13 protein-coding genes are annotated in these 14,657 nt (G+C 63.6%); 1 reads left to right on the top strand and 12 read right to left on the bottom strand.

Features of this window, described 5'->3' with window-relative positions:
- Window positions 1-14 precede the first annotated feature (14 nt).
- Both D9M09_RS02565 and D9M09_RS02560 read right to left on the bottom strand, forming a co-directional pair.
- Entirely contained in the window at window positions 15-857 is an 843-nt protein-coding gene (locus tag D9M09_RS02565) for a DMT family transporter (protein ID WP_121670941.1), read from the bottom strand.
- Window positions 858-1,017: 160 nt separating this feature from the next.
- Entirely contained in the window at window positions 1,018-1,791 is a 774-nt protein-coding gene (locus D9M09_RS02560; protein WP_121668505.1) for a helix-turn-helix transcriptional regulator, read from the bottom strand.
- 104 nt (window positions 1,792-1,895) lie between these two features.
- Between D9M09_RS02560 and D9M09_RS02555 the strand changes: the two genes are divergently transcribed.
- Window positions 1,896-2,663: a class I SAM-dependent methyltransferase gene (locus D9M09_RS02555; protein WP_121668504.1), complete on the top strand. Its 768-nt coding sequence runs from the start codon at window positions 1,896-1,898 to the stop codon at window positions 2,661-2,663.
- Window positions 2,664-3,084: 421 nt separating this feature from the next.
- Here the strand turns inward: D9M09_RS02555 and D9M09_RS02550 are convergent, their stop codons facing one another.
- The 10 genes from D9M09_RS02550 to mraY all read right to left on the bottom strand — a co-directional run bounded on the left by D9M09_RS02550 (window position 3,085) and on the right by mraY (window position 14,657).
- Complete coding sequence (locus tag D9M09_RS02550) at window positions 3,085-3,591, bottom strand: peroxiredoxin (RefSeq protein WP_121668503.1); 507 nt, start codon at window positions 3,589-3,591, stop codon at window positions 3,085-3,087.
- A gap of 183 nt (window positions 3,592-3,774) precedes the next feature.
- On the bottom strand, window positions 3,775-4,983 hold the full coding sequence (gene ftsZ, locus D9M09_RS02545) for a cell division protein FtsZ (protein WP_034784974.1): 1,209 nt from the start codon (window positions 4,981-4,983) through the stop codon (window positions 3,775-3,777).
- Window positions 4,984-5,137: 154 nt separating this feature from the next.
- Window positions 5,138-6,370: a cell division protein FtsA gene (gene ftsA, locus D9M09_RS02540; RefSeq protein ID WP_010394955.1), complete on the bottom strand. Its 1,233-nt coding sequence runs from the start codon at window positions 6,368-6,370 to the stop codon at window positions 5,138-5,140.
- 49 nt (window positions 6,371-6,419) lie between these two features.
- Complete coding sequence (locus D9M09_RS02535) at window positions 6,420-7,238, bottom strand: cell division protein FtsQ/DivIB (RefSeq protein WP_070312913.1); 819 nt, start codon at window positions 7,236-7,238, stop codon at window positions 6,420-6,422.
- Window position 7,239: 1 nt separating this feature from the next.
- Window positions 7,240-8,208: a D-alanine--D-alanine ligase gene (locus tag D9M09_RS02530; RefSeq protein ID WP_070222483.1), complete on the bottom strand. Its 969-nt coding sequence runs from the start codon at window positions 8,206-8,208 to the stop codon at window positions 7,240-7,242.
- Between the two features lies 1 nt (window position 8,209).
- On the bottom strand, window positions 8,210-9,613 hold the full coding sequence (gene murC / locus D9M09_RS02525) for a UDP-N-acetylmuramate--L-alanine ligase (RefSeq protein WP_070222485.1): 1,404 nt from the start codon (window positions 9,611-9,613) through the stop codon (window positions 8,210-8,212).
- 10 nt (window positions 9,614-9,623) lie between these two features.
- Window positions 9,624-10,718: an undecaprenyldiphospho-muramoylpentapeptide beta-N-acetylglucosaminyltransferase gene (gene murG, locus D9M09_RS02520; protein WP_071650230.1), complete on the bottom strand. Its 1,095-nt coding sequence runs from the start codon at window positions 10,716-10,718 to the stop codon at window positions 9,624-9,626.
- Entirely contained in the window at window positions 10,715-11,926 is a 1,212-nt protein-coding gene (ftsW, locus tag D9M09_RS02515) for a putative lipid II flippase FtsW (protein ID WP_070222487.1), read from the bottom strand. Before ftsW ends, murG begins: the two co-directional genes overlap by 4 nt.
- Window positions 11,926-13,482 carry a UDP-N-acetylmuramoyl-L-alanine--D-glutamate ligase gene (gene murD, locus D9M09_RS02510; protein ID WP_070222489.1) on the bottom strand — a complete coding sequence of 519 codons (1,557 nt, stop codon included), beginning with the start codon at window positions 13,480-13,482 and terminating at the stop codon, window positions 11,926-11,928. Before murD ends, ftsW begins: the two co-directional genes overlap by 1 nt.
- Entirely contained in the window at window positions 13,482-14,657 is a 1,176-nt protein-coding gene (mraY, locus tag D9M09_RS02505) for a phospho-N-acetylmuramoyl-pentapeptide-transferase (protein ID WP_070222491.1), read from the bottom strand. Before mraY ends, murD begins: the two co-directional genes overlap by 1 nt.

The following is a 14,657-nucleotide window of genomic DNA, read 5'->3' as shown; positions in this document are numbered from 1 at the left end:
ACCACAACCGTTCCTCACGGATGTTCGCTTTCCGCATGCACGGCTTCGCGCCGCACGAGATAAATGCCGCTGCCGATGATGATGGCCGCGCCGATCAGCGTGTATTCGTCGGGCAAGGCGCGCCACAGCATCCAGTCCAGGGCCATGCCCCAGGCCAGGGCCGAGTATTCGAATGGCGCCACGCTCGATGCCTTGCCAAAACGAAAAGCTTCCGTGATGGCCAGCTGGCCCAGGAAGCCGCTCAGCGACAAGCCGGCCAGCAGCCACCAGTCTTCGCGGCGGATGCTCACCCATTCGTGCGCCGACAAGGCCACGCCGCCGCCGGCCATCATCACCATCAGCCAGAAGACCATGCTTTCGCTGGCATCCGTGCGGCTCAGGATGCGGCCCGTGACGGCGGAAATGGCGTAACAGGCAGCCGAGCCCAGCACGGCCAGCCCGGCCAGCGAAAAGAAGCCCGAACCGTCGGGACGCAGCGCCACCAGCACGCCCAGCAGACCCACGGCGATGGCGCACCAGCGCGCGACGTCGACTTTTTCCTTCAAGATAAAAACCGACAGTACCGTGATCAGCAAGGGCGCAACAAAAAACAGCGCATACGTCTCGGCCAGCGACATGCGCTTCAAGCCATACGCGAACAGGGTAATCATCAGCACGCCCAGCGCGCCGCGCAGCAAGTGCAGCGGCCAGCGCACCTGCAGCACATTCTTGAACGCGCCCCGGTACAGCAGGTACAGGCAAACGAGCGGCAATGACGACAGGGCGCGCAAGGCCGTCACCTGCATGGGCGGATAGTGGGCGGACAACAGCTTCATGGCCGTGTCCATCAGGGAAAACATGGCGACGGCGATCAGCATCACATAGATGCTGCGCAGGTTGGGATTGCGGGGTAACAGGACAGACTCCTGGCAAAAGAACGGGACCGTCATCATGGCGACGGCCGGAGCCAGGACAGCATGGTCTGGAAAGGCAGGGCCAGGCGGTCCGCCCGATTATAGCAAGCGGGGCCGTTTTGCCTTATGACACAGGCAACAGCATCACCAGTTTCAGCTCATGCTGGCGCGCCAGGTGCAAGGTGACCTGGTTGAAGCTGAGCGCCCCCTGTTGCGCATGCTGGAAGCGGCGCAAGCCGCCATCGCGGCCCTGCACCTGCTGCGCGCCCCACCACAGGCGAAATTCAGGGCTGGCATCGGCCAGCTCCGCGATCAGGCCAGCCAGCGGCGCCTGGTCCGCCTGGCGTCCGATATCGGCACGAAACTCCGCCACCAGCCGCCGCGCCCGCTCGGGCCAGCCGACGATCAGGTCGCGCGCGCCAGGCTCCAGGAACATGAAGCGCAGCTGGTTCGGCGCGTCCCCGTCGCCATGCAGCCAGCCCGTGAACAAGGCGGACGCCGCTCCGTTCCACGCCACGGCACTCCATTCGCGGTCGAGGATGTAGGCGGGCGCGTCGATGGCGGCGACGATGGCGGCCAGCTCGGTGCTGGCAGGCCCGCCGCCCTCGCCTGTGCCATGGCTAGGGTCATGCTTGTCGGCCACCTCGAACAGATAGGCGCGCTCGGCCGCGCTCAGCTGCAGTACCTGCGCCAGGCGAGAAAGCATCTTGGCCGACGCCGACACGGGCCGCCCCTGCTCCAGCCACGTCAGCCAGGTGGGACTGACGTCGCACAGCTGCGCCAGTTCCTCGCGCCGCAAGCCGGGCGTGCGCCGGCGTCCTCCACCGGGCAAGCCAGCCATGGCGGGGGTGACGGCTTCGCGCCGGGCGCGGATGAATTCAGCGAGCTTGTTCGACATGATGGCGGTGCATGGTAGTGGATATACCAGTATAAGTTATGGTCTTGTTACAGGATAATTTTATCCCTATTCTGCAGGAACTCACCCATCAACAGGAGAAAACCATGCAGCAGCACGATGTCGTTACCGAACAGTTTGGCAAGACGGCCAATGCCTACCTGAGCAGCGCGATCCATGCGCAAGGCGCCGACCTGGTGCTGATGCAGGAATGCGCACGCCGCCACGGCCGGCCGGCCGTGCTGGACCTGGGCTGCGGCGCCGGCCACGCCAGCTTTGCCGTCGCCCCCGTGGCGGCATCCGTCGTCGCCTACGACCTGGCGCAGCCCATGCTCGACGTGGTGGACCACGCCAAGGCGCAGCGCGGCTTGCACAATATCCGCACGCAACAGGGCGACGTCGCGCGTCTGCCGTTTGCCGATGCCAGCTTCGACATGGTGGTCACGCGCTTTTCCGCGCACCACTGGAACGACGTGGCCGGAGCCCTGGCCGAAGCGTGGCGCGTGCTGCGCCCGAACGGCACGTTATTGGTGGTCGATATCGTGGCGCCCAAGACGGCCCTGTACGACAGCACCTTGCAGGCGGTGGAAATGCTGCGCGACGCCTCGCACGTGCGCGACTACCGCACGTGCGAATGGGGCGCCAAGTTCGACAACGCGGGCTTTACGCACAGCTTGCGCAGCGTGTGGAAACTGACGATGCAGTTCGACGAGTGGGTGGCGCGCATGCGCACGCCGGACGAGCGCGTGGCGGCCATCCGCAACCTGTTCGATGGCGCGCCCGAGGAAGCGCGCCGGTATTTCGCGCTGCAGGACGACTATTCGTTCAGCATCGACGCGGCCATGTTCGAAGCGACCAAGCCATCGGTACAGTAAACGTAAAAACGGCGCCGATGGCGCCGTTTTTTATTGCGTAGGTTGGATTAGCGCGCAGCGCGTAATCCAACAATGCCAGAGCAAACGTGATGCCAATTCCGCTCGTCGGCTTACGCTGCGCTAAGCCGACCTACGCCGACCTGCGCCTGGCCTACGCCTGGCCTACGTCAACCTGCGATCTGCTTAGGCCAGCTGGCTCAGCTGCAGGACGACTATTCGTTCAGCATCGACGCGGACATGTTCGAAGCCACCAAGCCATCGGTACAGTAAACGTAAAAACGGCGCCGATGGCGCCGTTTTTTATTGCGTAGGTTGGATTAGCGCGCAGCGCGTAATCCAACAATGCCAGAGCAAACGTGATGCCAATTCCGCTCGTCGGCTTACGCTGCGCTAAGCCGACCTACGCCGACCTGCGATCTGCTTAGGCCAGCTGGCTCAGCAAAGTCTCGGCATTCGACACTTCAAACTTGCCGCCCTGCTCGATGTTCAATTGCGTCACGACGCCATTGTCGACCAGCATCGAGTAGCGCTGCGAGCGCGTGCCCATGCCGTGCTTGGAGAAATCGGCGTCCAGGCCCAGGGCCTTGCTGTAGGCGGCATTGCCGTCAGCCATCATGCGTACGACGCCGGTGGCTTTCTGGTCGCGGCCCCAGGCGCCCATCACGAACGCGTCGTTGACGGAGATGCACCAGATTTCATCGACGCCCTTGGCTTTCAGGTCGGCAGCGTGCTTGACGTAGCCTGGCACGTGCTGTGCGGAGCAGGTCGGGGTGTAGGCGCCTGGCAGGCCGAAGATGGCGATCTTCTTGCCCTTGACCAGGTCTTGCACGTTGAACGTGTTCGGACCCAGTGCGCAACCTTCGGTTTCGCTTTCGATGAATTCGGCCAGGGTGCCTTCTGGCAGGGTGTCGCCGATCTTGATGGTCATGTTGACTCCTTGTGTGCTGTCGGTTGAGGATGCTGCCGGCGTGATGCCGACACTGCGCGATAGTATGCCTGACTTGCCGCATTTGTGCAGAAAGCGGCCGGAAAGGCAAAGCCAAAAATCAAAAAACGGCAAAAAAAACGGCGGCCCTCAGGCCGCCGTCATCGTTACTGACATCAGATCACCTTAATCTGCTTGCTTACGCAGGAACGCTGGAATGTCGTAGGTTTCCATGCCATTCTTTTCCATCGCGCGCACTTGCTCGGAAGCCGATTCGCGGCGCCATACTGCCGGTGCCTTCATGCCGTCGAAACCGGCTGCCGGCGTGGCTACGCCAACCGTCGTCGTCGCCGCTTGCGCGCTACCCATGGCAGCCGATGGGGTCAGCGGGCTGTTGTGGGTGCCGGTGCGCAGCACTTGCTGCGGTACCAGCTGGATGTTTTTCTTCGCGCGGCCCAGGCCCGTGGCCACCACGGTAACGCGGATATCGTCGCCCATGGCGTCGTCGTAGGCGATACCTTGCGCGATCGACGCGTCCGGCGCGGCAAACGCGCGCACGGCAGCCATGACTTCCTTGATCTCCTTGCCTTTCAGGCCACGGCTGGCCGTGACGTTGACCAGCACGCCGCGCGCGCCAGACAGATCAATGCCGTCCAGCAGCGGCGAAGCGACAGCCTGTTCGGCGGCGATGCGCGCGCGGTCGACGCCGGACGCCGTCGCCGTGCCCATCATGGCCTTGCCCTGCTCGCCCATGATGGTTTTCACGTCGTTGAAGTCGACGTTGATATGGCCAGGCACGTTGATGATTTCGGCAATGCCGGCCACCGCGTTGTTGAGCACATCATCGGCGTGCTGCATCCATTCCAGCATGCTTTCGTCTTCGTAGATCTCTTCCAGTTTTTCATTGAGGATAATGATCAGCGAGTCGACGTGCAGGGACAGCTGCTCCAGGCCTTCGTCGGCGATGTCCATGCACTTCTGGCCTTCGTACGAGAATGGCTTGGAGACCACGGCCACCGTCAGGGCGCCCAGTTCCTTGGCCACTTCGGCCACGATAGGAGCGGCGCCCGTGCCCGTGCCGCCGCCCATGCCGGCGGCGATGAAGACCATGTGCGCGCCGCGCAGCGAATCGGCGATGCGTGCGCGCGATTCTTCGGCCAGCTGGCGGCCGACGGCAGGCTTCATGCCGGCGCCCAGACCGGTATCGCCGATCTGGATGATGTTGTGGGCCTTCGATGTCGACAGGGCCTGTGCGTCGGTGTTGGCGGCAATGAACTCCACGCCCGACATGCCTTTGTTGATCATGTGTTGGACTGCATTGCCACCCGCACCGCCGACGCCGACGACCTTGATGACGGTACCTAAAGCTGTGTTATCGACCATATCGAACTCCATGATGTGCTCCTATCAGATGCGGTTTCCAAGCGCCAGGCCTCATATTGGTAGGAGAACTGGAGATTGAAAACTGCGGTTAAATATAAAATAAAGTTATGTGTGTGTACCTGCGATGCTGCCAAAAAACCTGTACTGCCGGGCGTAAATCATGCCCTTAAAAATTCCCTAAAAACCATTCCTTCATGCGTTGCCAGACTGCCTTCACCGAGCCGTCCTGACGCGTCACGATGTGGCCGCGCAGGTATTGCTTCTTCGCTTCCAGCAGCAGGCCCAATACCGTGGCATAGCGCGGACTGCGCACCACGTCGGCCAGCTGGCCCCGATACTCGGGCGTGCCCAGGCGCGCCGGTTTCAGGAAGATGTCTTCCGCCATTTCCACCATGCCGGGCATGATGGACGTGCCGCCCGTGAGCACGATGCCCGACGACAGCACGCCTTCGTAGCCGGATTCGCGCACCACCTGGTGCACCATCGCGAACAGCTCCTCGACCCTCGGCTCGATCACTGCCGCCAGCGCCTGGCGCGACAGGTTGCGCGGGCCGCGGTCGCCCAGGCCCGGCACTTCCAGCGATTCGCCGGGGTCGGCCAGGACCTGCTTGGCCACGCCATAGCGGATCTTGATTTCTTCCGCTTCCGCGGTCGGGGTACGCAAGGCCATGGCAATGTCGTTGGTGATCTGGTCACCGGCGATGGGAATGACTGCCGTATGGCGGATCGCGCCATCGGAAAATACCGCCACATCGGTCGTGCCGCCGCCGATGTCGATCAGCACCACGCCCAGTTCCTTCTCGTCGGGCGTGAGCACCGCATCGGCGGACGCCATCGGCTGCAGGATCAGGTCCGACACTTCCAGCCCGCAGCGGCGCACGCACTTGACGATGTTCTGCACCGCCGACACGGCGCCGGTGACGATATGCACCTTCACCTCCAGGCGGATGCCGCTCATGCCGATAGGCTCGCGCACATCTTCCTGGCTGTCGACGATGAACTCTTGCGGCACCGTGTGCAGCAATTGCTGATCGGTCGGAATGTTAACCGCTTTTGCCGTCTCGATGACGCGCGCCACGTCGGTCGCCGTCACTTCCTTGTCCTTGATGGCCACCATGCCGCTGGAATTGAAGCTGCGGATATGGCTGCCCGCAATGCCCGCGTACACATTGCGGATCTTGCAGTCGGCCATCAGCTCGGCCTCTTCCAGCGCGCGCTGGATGGACTCCACCGTGGCCTCGATATTGACCACTACGCCTTTTTTCAGGCCCTTCGATTCGTGCTGGCCCAGCCCGATCACTTCGTGGCGCCCATCGGACATCACTTCGGCTACCACCGCCACCACTTTCGAGGTGCCGATGTCGAGGCCGACGATCAGGTTTTTCGCGTCTTTTGTCATTTCTTTCGCCTAGTTTTTTGGGCTATTAATTGATTAATTGAGTATTCGGTTAAGCCGGTTTTTTAATCGGACTGCCATTTTTCTTCTTGATCGCCGGCGCCGGCCTGCCATCCTTGCCTTCGGCCGGTATCACGAGGCCGGCTGAACTGAGCGCCAGGCCATTCTGGTAGCGCATATCGATCGTGTCGATATTTTCCAGCCGGCTTGCCAGCTGCGGGTAGATACCCACCAGCCGGTCGACCCGCGCTTTCAGGGTTGTATGATTCTGCTCGCGCCCCAGCGCCACGCTCATGCCGTTATTCAGTTTCACCGTCCACGCATAGCGGCTCGACAGCGACAGGGTTTCCGGCACCATCTTCAACGGCGCAAACCACTTTGCCAGCTGCACGTAGGTGGCCAGCACTTCCTTCTCGCTGCCATCGGGGCCGGCAAACGCAGGCAACTCATGGTCGTCTTCGGCTTCGGCCACATTGGCTGTAAACACATCGCCCTTGACCGACAGCAGGCGTCCATCTTCGCCCCAAGTGCCCAGCGCCTCGTGTTCTTCCAGCGCCACGATCAACTGGTTCGGCCACTCGCGCCGCACGCTGGCGCGGCGCACCCAGGGCACCGATTCAAACACGCCGCGCACGCTTTCCAGGTTGGTCGTGAAAAAATTGCCCTTGATACGGCCCAAAGTGCCGCTGCGCAGGGTCAGGTAATTCACGTGGCGCAGGCCCTTGTCGTCCGCGCTTTCCACCTTGATCGTGCGCAGGTCGAACATGGGACGCTGCGACACCCACCAGACGCCGGCGGCCACGCACACGACCAGAACCGCGGCCAGCAAGCCGTTGGCAGTCGTATTGAGGCTTTTAGCGTCATGCCACATATCAGCGCTGTCCCTTGTGCATTTTCAGGCTTGCGCCGGAAACGATTTCCAGGCACAGGTCTTCATAGCTGGTGCCTTCCGCGCGCGCCGCCATCGGCACGAGCGAGTGGCCCGTCATGCCTGGCGAGGTATTCACTTCCAGCAAAAACAGCTTGCTATCGGCCGCGCGCATCAGCACATCGACCCGTCCCCAGCCTTCGCAGCCGAGGGCGCGGTAGGCCGCCAGGGCGATGCGTTCCATCTCGGCGATGATCGCCGGGTCCAGCTGCGGCGGGCAGAAATACTGCGTATCGTCCGTGAAGTACTTGTTCTGGTAATCGTAATTGCCTTGCGGCGCGACGATTTCGATCGGCGGCAGCGCGCGCGCCGCGGCGCCCTTGCCCAGGATCGCCACGGTGAATTCGCGGCCCTTGATGAATTCCTCGGCCAGCACCGAATCATCGAGGCCGGCGGCGATGTCGTAGGCCGCCTGGAAGGCCGAGGCCTCGTTGACCGTCGTGATGCCGATGCTCGAGCCTTCATGCGGCGGCTTGACGATCAGCGGCAAGCCCAGTTCCGCGGCGACCTTGGCCAGGTCGGAGCTGTCGTCCAGCACCGCGTACTTCGGCGTCGGCAGCTCGTGCATCAGCCAGATCATCTTGGTATAGACCTTGTCCATGCCCACCGAGCAAGCCATCACGCCGCTGCCGGTGTACGGGATGCCCAGCTGTTCCAGCGCGCCCTGCAGGCTGCCGTCTTCGCCGAAGCGGCCGTGCAGCGCGATGAAGACGCGGTCAAACTTCTCAGCGGCCAGTTCGGCCAGGCTGCGTTCGCCCGTGTCGAAGCCATGCGCATCCACGCCATGGCTTTTCAAAGCGGCCAGCACGCCCGCGCCGGACATCAGCGACACTTCGCGCTCGGCCGAGCGGCCGCCGAACAGGACGCCGACCTTGCCCAATTGTTTAACGTCGATAGCTGAAGCTTGGTTCACGTCAGGCCTTTACAGTGTGAGATTGATACGTTGTCAGTTGATTCGGGATGCCGCTGATGGAACCGGCGCCCATGGTCAGCACGACGTCGCCGTCGCGCGCCACGCTCATGATGGTGTCGGCCATGTCCGTCATGGACTCGACGAAAATCGGCTCGATCTTGCCGCGCGCGCGCAGCGCATGCGCCAGGGCGCGGCCGTCGGCGGCGACGATAGGCGCCTCGCCCGCCGCATACACTTCGGACAAGAGCAGCACGTCGGGCGCACCGAGCACCTTGACGAAATCCTCGAACAGGTCGCGCGTGCGGCTGTAGCGGTGCGGCTGGAAAGCCAGCACCAGGCGGCGCCCCGGATAGGCGGCGCGCGCGGCGGCCAGGGTCACTTCCGTTTCCACCGGATGGTGGCCGAAATCGTCGACCAGCGCGAAAGTGCCGCCGTTCGGCAGCGCCACGTCGCCATAGCGCGTAAAACGCCGGCCCACGCCGGAAAACTCGGCCAGGCCCTGCTGCGTGGCGCTGTCGGCGATGCCGATTTCGCGCGCGATGGCGATCGCCGAGCAGGCATTCTGCACATTGTGCATGCCGGGCTGGTTCAGCACCACGTCGAGGTCCGGATAACCTTCCTGCAGCACGGTGAAATGCATTTCCAGGCCCACGGCGCGCGCGTTGATGGCGCGCACTTGCGCGTCTTCCGCGAAACCGTAGGTGGTGACGGGCTTGGTGACGGACGGGATGATGGCGCGCACGTGCGGATCGTCGATGCACAGCATGGCGCGGCCATAGAACGGCAAGCGGTGCGTGAACTGCACGAAGGCCTGCTTGAGCTTTTCGAAATCGTGCTCGTAGGTGTCCATGTGATCGGCGTCGATATTCGTGATCACTTCGATCATCGGCGTCAGGTTCAGGAACGAGGCGTCCGATTCATCGGCTTCGGCCACCAGGTAGTCGCCCGAGCCCAGCTTGGCGTTCGCGCCGGCACTGGTCAGGCGGCCGCCGATGACGAAGGTGGGATCGAGACCGCCCTGCGCCAGCACGGAAGCGACCAGGCTGGTGGTGGTGGTTTTGCCGTGCGTGCCGGCGATGGCGATGCCGCGTTTCAGGCGCATCAATTCACCGAGCATCACGGCGCGCGGCACCAGCGGGATCTTGCGCGCGCGCGCGGCCGCCACTTCCGGATTGTCTTGCGGGACGGCGCCCGACGTCACCACCGCATCGGCGTCGCCGATGTTCTCGGCCGCGTGGCCGAGCATGACGGTCGCGCCCAGGCTCGCCAGGCGCTGCGTCGCCGCATTGCTGCCCAGGTCGGAGCCCGACACCTTGTAGCCGAGGTTGACCAGCACTTCGGCGATGCCGCTCATGCCGCTGCCGCCAATGCCGACAAAGTGGATATTGTTTACTTTATGCTTCACAGAGCTAACCTCATGCCAATTTTTCCAATACGTGTGCGATCGCCTCATTGGCGTCGCGCTTGCCTGCTGCCAGTGCCGCCTGCGCCATCTGCTGGCAGGTCTCGCGCGTCAAGGACGCCAGCAGAGTGCTCAGCGACACCGCACTCATTTCCGTCTGCGGCAGATGAATCGCCGCGCCTTGCTTCGCCATCCATTGCGCGTTGTCGCGCTGGTGGCTGGTGGTCGACGCCACCAGCGGCACGAGCACGCTGGCCACGCCGGCCGCCGTCAATTCCGACAAGGTGATGGCGCCCGCGCGGCAAATCACCAGGTCGGCCTCGGTATACGCCCTGGCCATGTCGTCGATGAAGTCGACCACGTTCGCTTGCACGCCCGCCTGCGCATACGCGGCATGCAGGGCGTCGATATTCTTCTTGCCCGACTGGTGCGTCACCAGCGGGCGTTCGCCCTCCGGCATCAGGGCCAGCGCGGCGGGCAGATTGTCGTTCAGCGCTTTCGCGCCCAGACTGCCGCCCACCACCAGGATGCGCAGCTGTCCGCTGCGTCCCGCGAAACGCGAGGCTGGCGGTGCCATGGCGAGGATCTCGGCACGCACGGGATTGCCCGTGACGACGGCCTTGCCGGCGGCGCTGCCGAAATCGGCGGGGAACCCGAAGCACACCTGCTGCGCCAGCGGTACCAGCGTCTTGTTCGACAGCAGCAGCGCCGCGTCGGCATTGACCAGCACCAGCGGCACCCCCTTCAGGCGCGCCATCAGGCCGCCCGGCACGGTGACGTAGCCGCCCATGCCCATCACCACGTCCGGCTTGCGGCTGGCGATGAAACGGCGGATGGCAAAGAAGCTGGCCAGCATCCTGAAGCCGCCTTTGACCGTGTGCGCCAGGCCCTTGCCGCGCATGCCGGAAAATTCGATGGCATCCATGGGAATGCCGCTTTTCGGCACCAGTTCCTGCTCCATGCCATGGGTCGTGCCCAGCCAGCTCACTTCCCAGCCGCGCGCGCGCATCGTCTGCGCAATCGCCAGGCCCGGGAAGATATGGCCGCCGGTGCCGGCCGCCATGATCATCAGTCTTTTCGTCGTTTTCAAATTCGTCACGTTGTTCATAGCCGGCCTCCGCGCATCAGGATCCGGTTTTCGTAATCGATGCGCAGCAAAATCGCCAGGCCGATACAGTTAATCAGTACGCCCGTGCCGCCATAACTCATCAAGGGCAAGGTCAGGCCCTTGGTCGGCAGCAGGCCCAGGTTCACGCCCATGTTGATGAAGGTCTGCACGCCGATCCAGATGGCGATGCCTTTCGCCGTCAGGCCGGCAAAGGTCTGGTCGATGGCGATCGCCTGGCGGCCGATGTCGAAGGCGCGCTTGATAATCCAGTAGAACATGCCGATCACGACCAGCACGCCAACCAGGCCCAGTTCCTCGCCGATCACGGCCAGCAAAAAGTCCGTATGCGCTTCGGGCAGGTAATGCAGTTTTTCCACGCTGCCGCCCAGGCCCACGCCAAACAGCTCGCCGCGCCCGAAGGCGATCAAGGAGTGCGTCAGCTGATACGCCTTGTTCAGCGCATTGTCTTCCTGCCACGGATCGAGATACGCAAAAAACCGCTCGCGGCGGAATTTCGACAGGGCGATGATGGTGACGAAGATCGCCGTCAGCATGGCGCCGATGCCGCCGAACCAGATGGCGTTGACGCCGCCCAGGAACAGGATGCCCATGGCGATGCAGACGATCACGCCGAAGGCGCCCAGATCGGGTTCCATCAGCAGCAGCAAACCGACGAAGCTGACGGCCAGCGCCATCGGCATGAAGCCCTTGGTCAGCTTGTGCATGTATTCCTGCTTGCGCACCGTGTAGTCGGCCGCGTACAGCACCATCACCACCTTCATCAGCTCGGACGGCTGCGGCCGCAGGCCCGGCAGATTCAGCCAGCGGCGACCGCCGTTGACCGACACGCCCAGGCCCGGTATCAGGACCATCACCAGCAGCACCAGGGTGCCGATGAACAGCCACGGCGCGATTTTTTGCCAGGTCGCGATGGGAATGCGGAACACCAGCGCGCCCGCGATCACCGACACGCCGATGAACAGCGCCTGGCGCACGACGAAATAATTGTTCGTGTAGGCGGCGAACTTGCGCGCGTCCGACAGCGAGATCGACGCCGAATACACCATCACCATGCCCAGCAACATGAGCAGCAGGACAACCCACACCAGCGGCTTGTCGTAATCCATCATTTTCGACTGCCGCGCGCGGCTATCCAGCGGCTTGGCAGCCGAGCCGGAACCAAAGCGGAAAGGCAGTTGGAAGGCCATCAGATATCCTGTCCGTTTTCCAGGGCGATGTCGCGCACGGCGTCGACAAACACCTGCGCGCGGTGCGCATAGTTCTTGAACATGTCCAGGCTGGCGCATGCGGGCGACAGCAGCACGGCGTCGCCGGCCAGCGCCAGGCTGCTGGCGCGCTTGACGGCTTCCGGCAAGGTGGCGCAATCGATGATGTCCACGCCGGCCGGCTCGAGCGCCGCGCGCAAGGCTGGCGCATCACGGCCGATCAGCACCACGGCGCGCACGTAGCGCGAGACCGGTTCGGCCAGCGGCGAGAAATCCTGCCCCTTGCCGTCGCCGCCGGCGATCAGCACCAGGCGCTGTTCCGCGCCGCCAAACGCCTTGCCCAGGCCGGACAACGCGGCCACTGTCGCGCCCACGTTGGTGCCCTTGCTGTCGTCGTAATATTCGACCTCGCCCACGGCCGTGATCAGCTCCACGCGGTGCGGTTCGCCCTGGTACTCGCGCAAGCCATGCAGCAGCGGCGCGAACGGCAAGCCGATGGCGCGGCACAGGGCCAGCGCCGCCAGCGCATTCGAGGCGTTATGCTGGCCGCGGATTTTCAGCGCGTCGGCCGGCATCAGTTTCTTGGCCATCGTCGGCACCGGTTCCGGCGCCGGATCGTTCTTCCTGCGTTTTTTCTCGATCACTTCTTCGCTGGGCACGGCTTGCGCCAGCCAGAAGATGCCGCGTTCATTGACCAGGCCAAAGCTGTCCACTTCCGCCGGCTCGCCCGTGCCGAAGGTGACCGTCTCGGCCAGCGGATCGGCCATGTGCATGACCAAGGCATCGTCGCGGTTCAGGATGCGCACGGTCTGCTCGCCGAAGATGCGCGCCTTGTCCTTGGCATACGCGGCCATGTCGCCATGCCAGTCCAGGTGATCCTGCGACAGATTCAGGACCGTGGCCGCATCGGCCTGCAGGCTGAACGTGGTGTGCAGCTGGAAGCTGGACAACTCGAGTATCCACGCCTGCGGCAAGGTGCCGGCGACGGGTTCCGCCGCTTCAGCGTCCGTCTCCACCGGCTGCGGCGCGGGCTCGGCATCGAGCACTTCGCGCAGCACGTCCAGCGCGGCGGGGCTGATATTGCCGGCCACGCGCGTGACCAATCCGGCGCGCTCGCACAGCAGGCCTACCAGACTGGTGACGGTCGTCTTGCCATTCGTGCCCGTGATGGCGATGACTTTCGGCGCATAGCCGCGTTCCGCCTTGAGCGCCGCCAGGGCCTGCGCGAACAGTTCGATCTCGCCCCACACGGGGATATTTTTTTCCTGCGCGGCCGGGGCGATTCCAGCCAGTTCGCGGCCCGGCGCCAGGCCGGGGCTGACGGCAACGAAGTCGACGCCATCGAGCAGCTCGGCCGAGAAGGCGCCGGCGATGAACTGCGCCTGCGGCACGGCAGCCTGCAACGCGGCCAGGCGCTCTGGCGCTTCGCGCGTATCGGCCACGCGCACGCAGGCACCGCTGCGGGCCAGCCACAGGGCCATGGCCAGCCCCGATTCGCCGAGGCCCAGTACCAGTGCGGTTTTAGCGTCGTACATCATCAGCGCAGCTTCAAGGTGGTCAGGCCGAGCAGCACCAGCATCATGGTGATGATCCAGAAACGCACGACAACCTGCGTCTCCTTCCAGCCTTTTTGTTCAAAATGGTGATGCAATGGCGCCATCAGGAAGACGCGGCGGCCCGCGCCAAAGCGCTTCTTGGTGTACTTGAACCAGACGACCTGGATGATCACGGACAGCGTTTCGACGACGAAGATGCCGCCCATGATGAACAGCACGATTTCCTGGCGCACGATGACGGCGACGGTGCCCAGTGCGCCGCCCAGTGCCAGCGCGCCCACATCGCCCATGAACACTTTCGCGGGGTGCGTGTTATACCAAAGGAAGGCCAGGCCGGAACCTGCCAGCGCGCCGCAGAAGATCACCAGTTCGCCGGCGCCCGGAATGTGCGGGATGAACAGGTAGCGCGCATACGTGGCGTTGCCCGTCAGGTAGGCGAACAGGCCCAGGGCCGTGCCCACCATCACGGTCGGCATGATGGCCAGGCCATCGAGACCGTCCGTGAAGTTGACGGCGTTGCTGGTGCCGACGATGACGCAATAGGTCAGCGCGATGAAGCCCCACACGCCCAGCGGATAGCTGATGGTCTTGAAGAACGGGACGATCAAATCGGCCTTCGGCGGCAGGTCCATGGCGAAGCCCGACTGTACCCAGGCGTAGATCAGGTTCCACACGTGGCCCGCGTCAGGTTCCGACACGGAGACGGAAAACGCCAGGTAAAACGCGGCGACGATGCCGATCAGCGACTGCCAGAAGTATTTTTCGCGCGAGCGCATGCCTTCCGGGTCCTGGTGCACCACCTTGCGGTAATCGTCGGCCCAGCCGACGGCGCCAAAGCCCAGGGTGACGATCAGGACCGGCCAGATGAAGCGGTTCGACAGGTCGGCCCACAGCAAGGTGGAAATGCCGATGGCGATGAGGATCAGCACACCGCCCATGGTAGGCGTGCCGTGTTTTTTCAGATGCGTTTGCGGGCCGTCCGTACGCACGGCCTGGCCGACCTTCATGCGCGTGAGCATGCGGATCACGGCGGGGCCGGCGCACAGGCCGATCAAAATCGCCGTCAAGGTGGCGAAGACGGCGCGGAAAGTGATGAAGTTAAAGACCCGCAATGGGCCAATGTCGTCCTGGAAATAATGAGCGAGCCAGAGCAGCAT

Origin of the sequence: Janthinobacterium agaricidamnosum (assembly GCF_003667705.1) — a bacterium.
Classification (GTDB): Bacteria; Pseudomonadota; Gammaproteobacteria; order Burkholderiales; family Burkholderiaceae_D; genus Janthinobacterium.
This window is presented reverse-complemented; position numbering and strand designations above follow the sequence as displayed.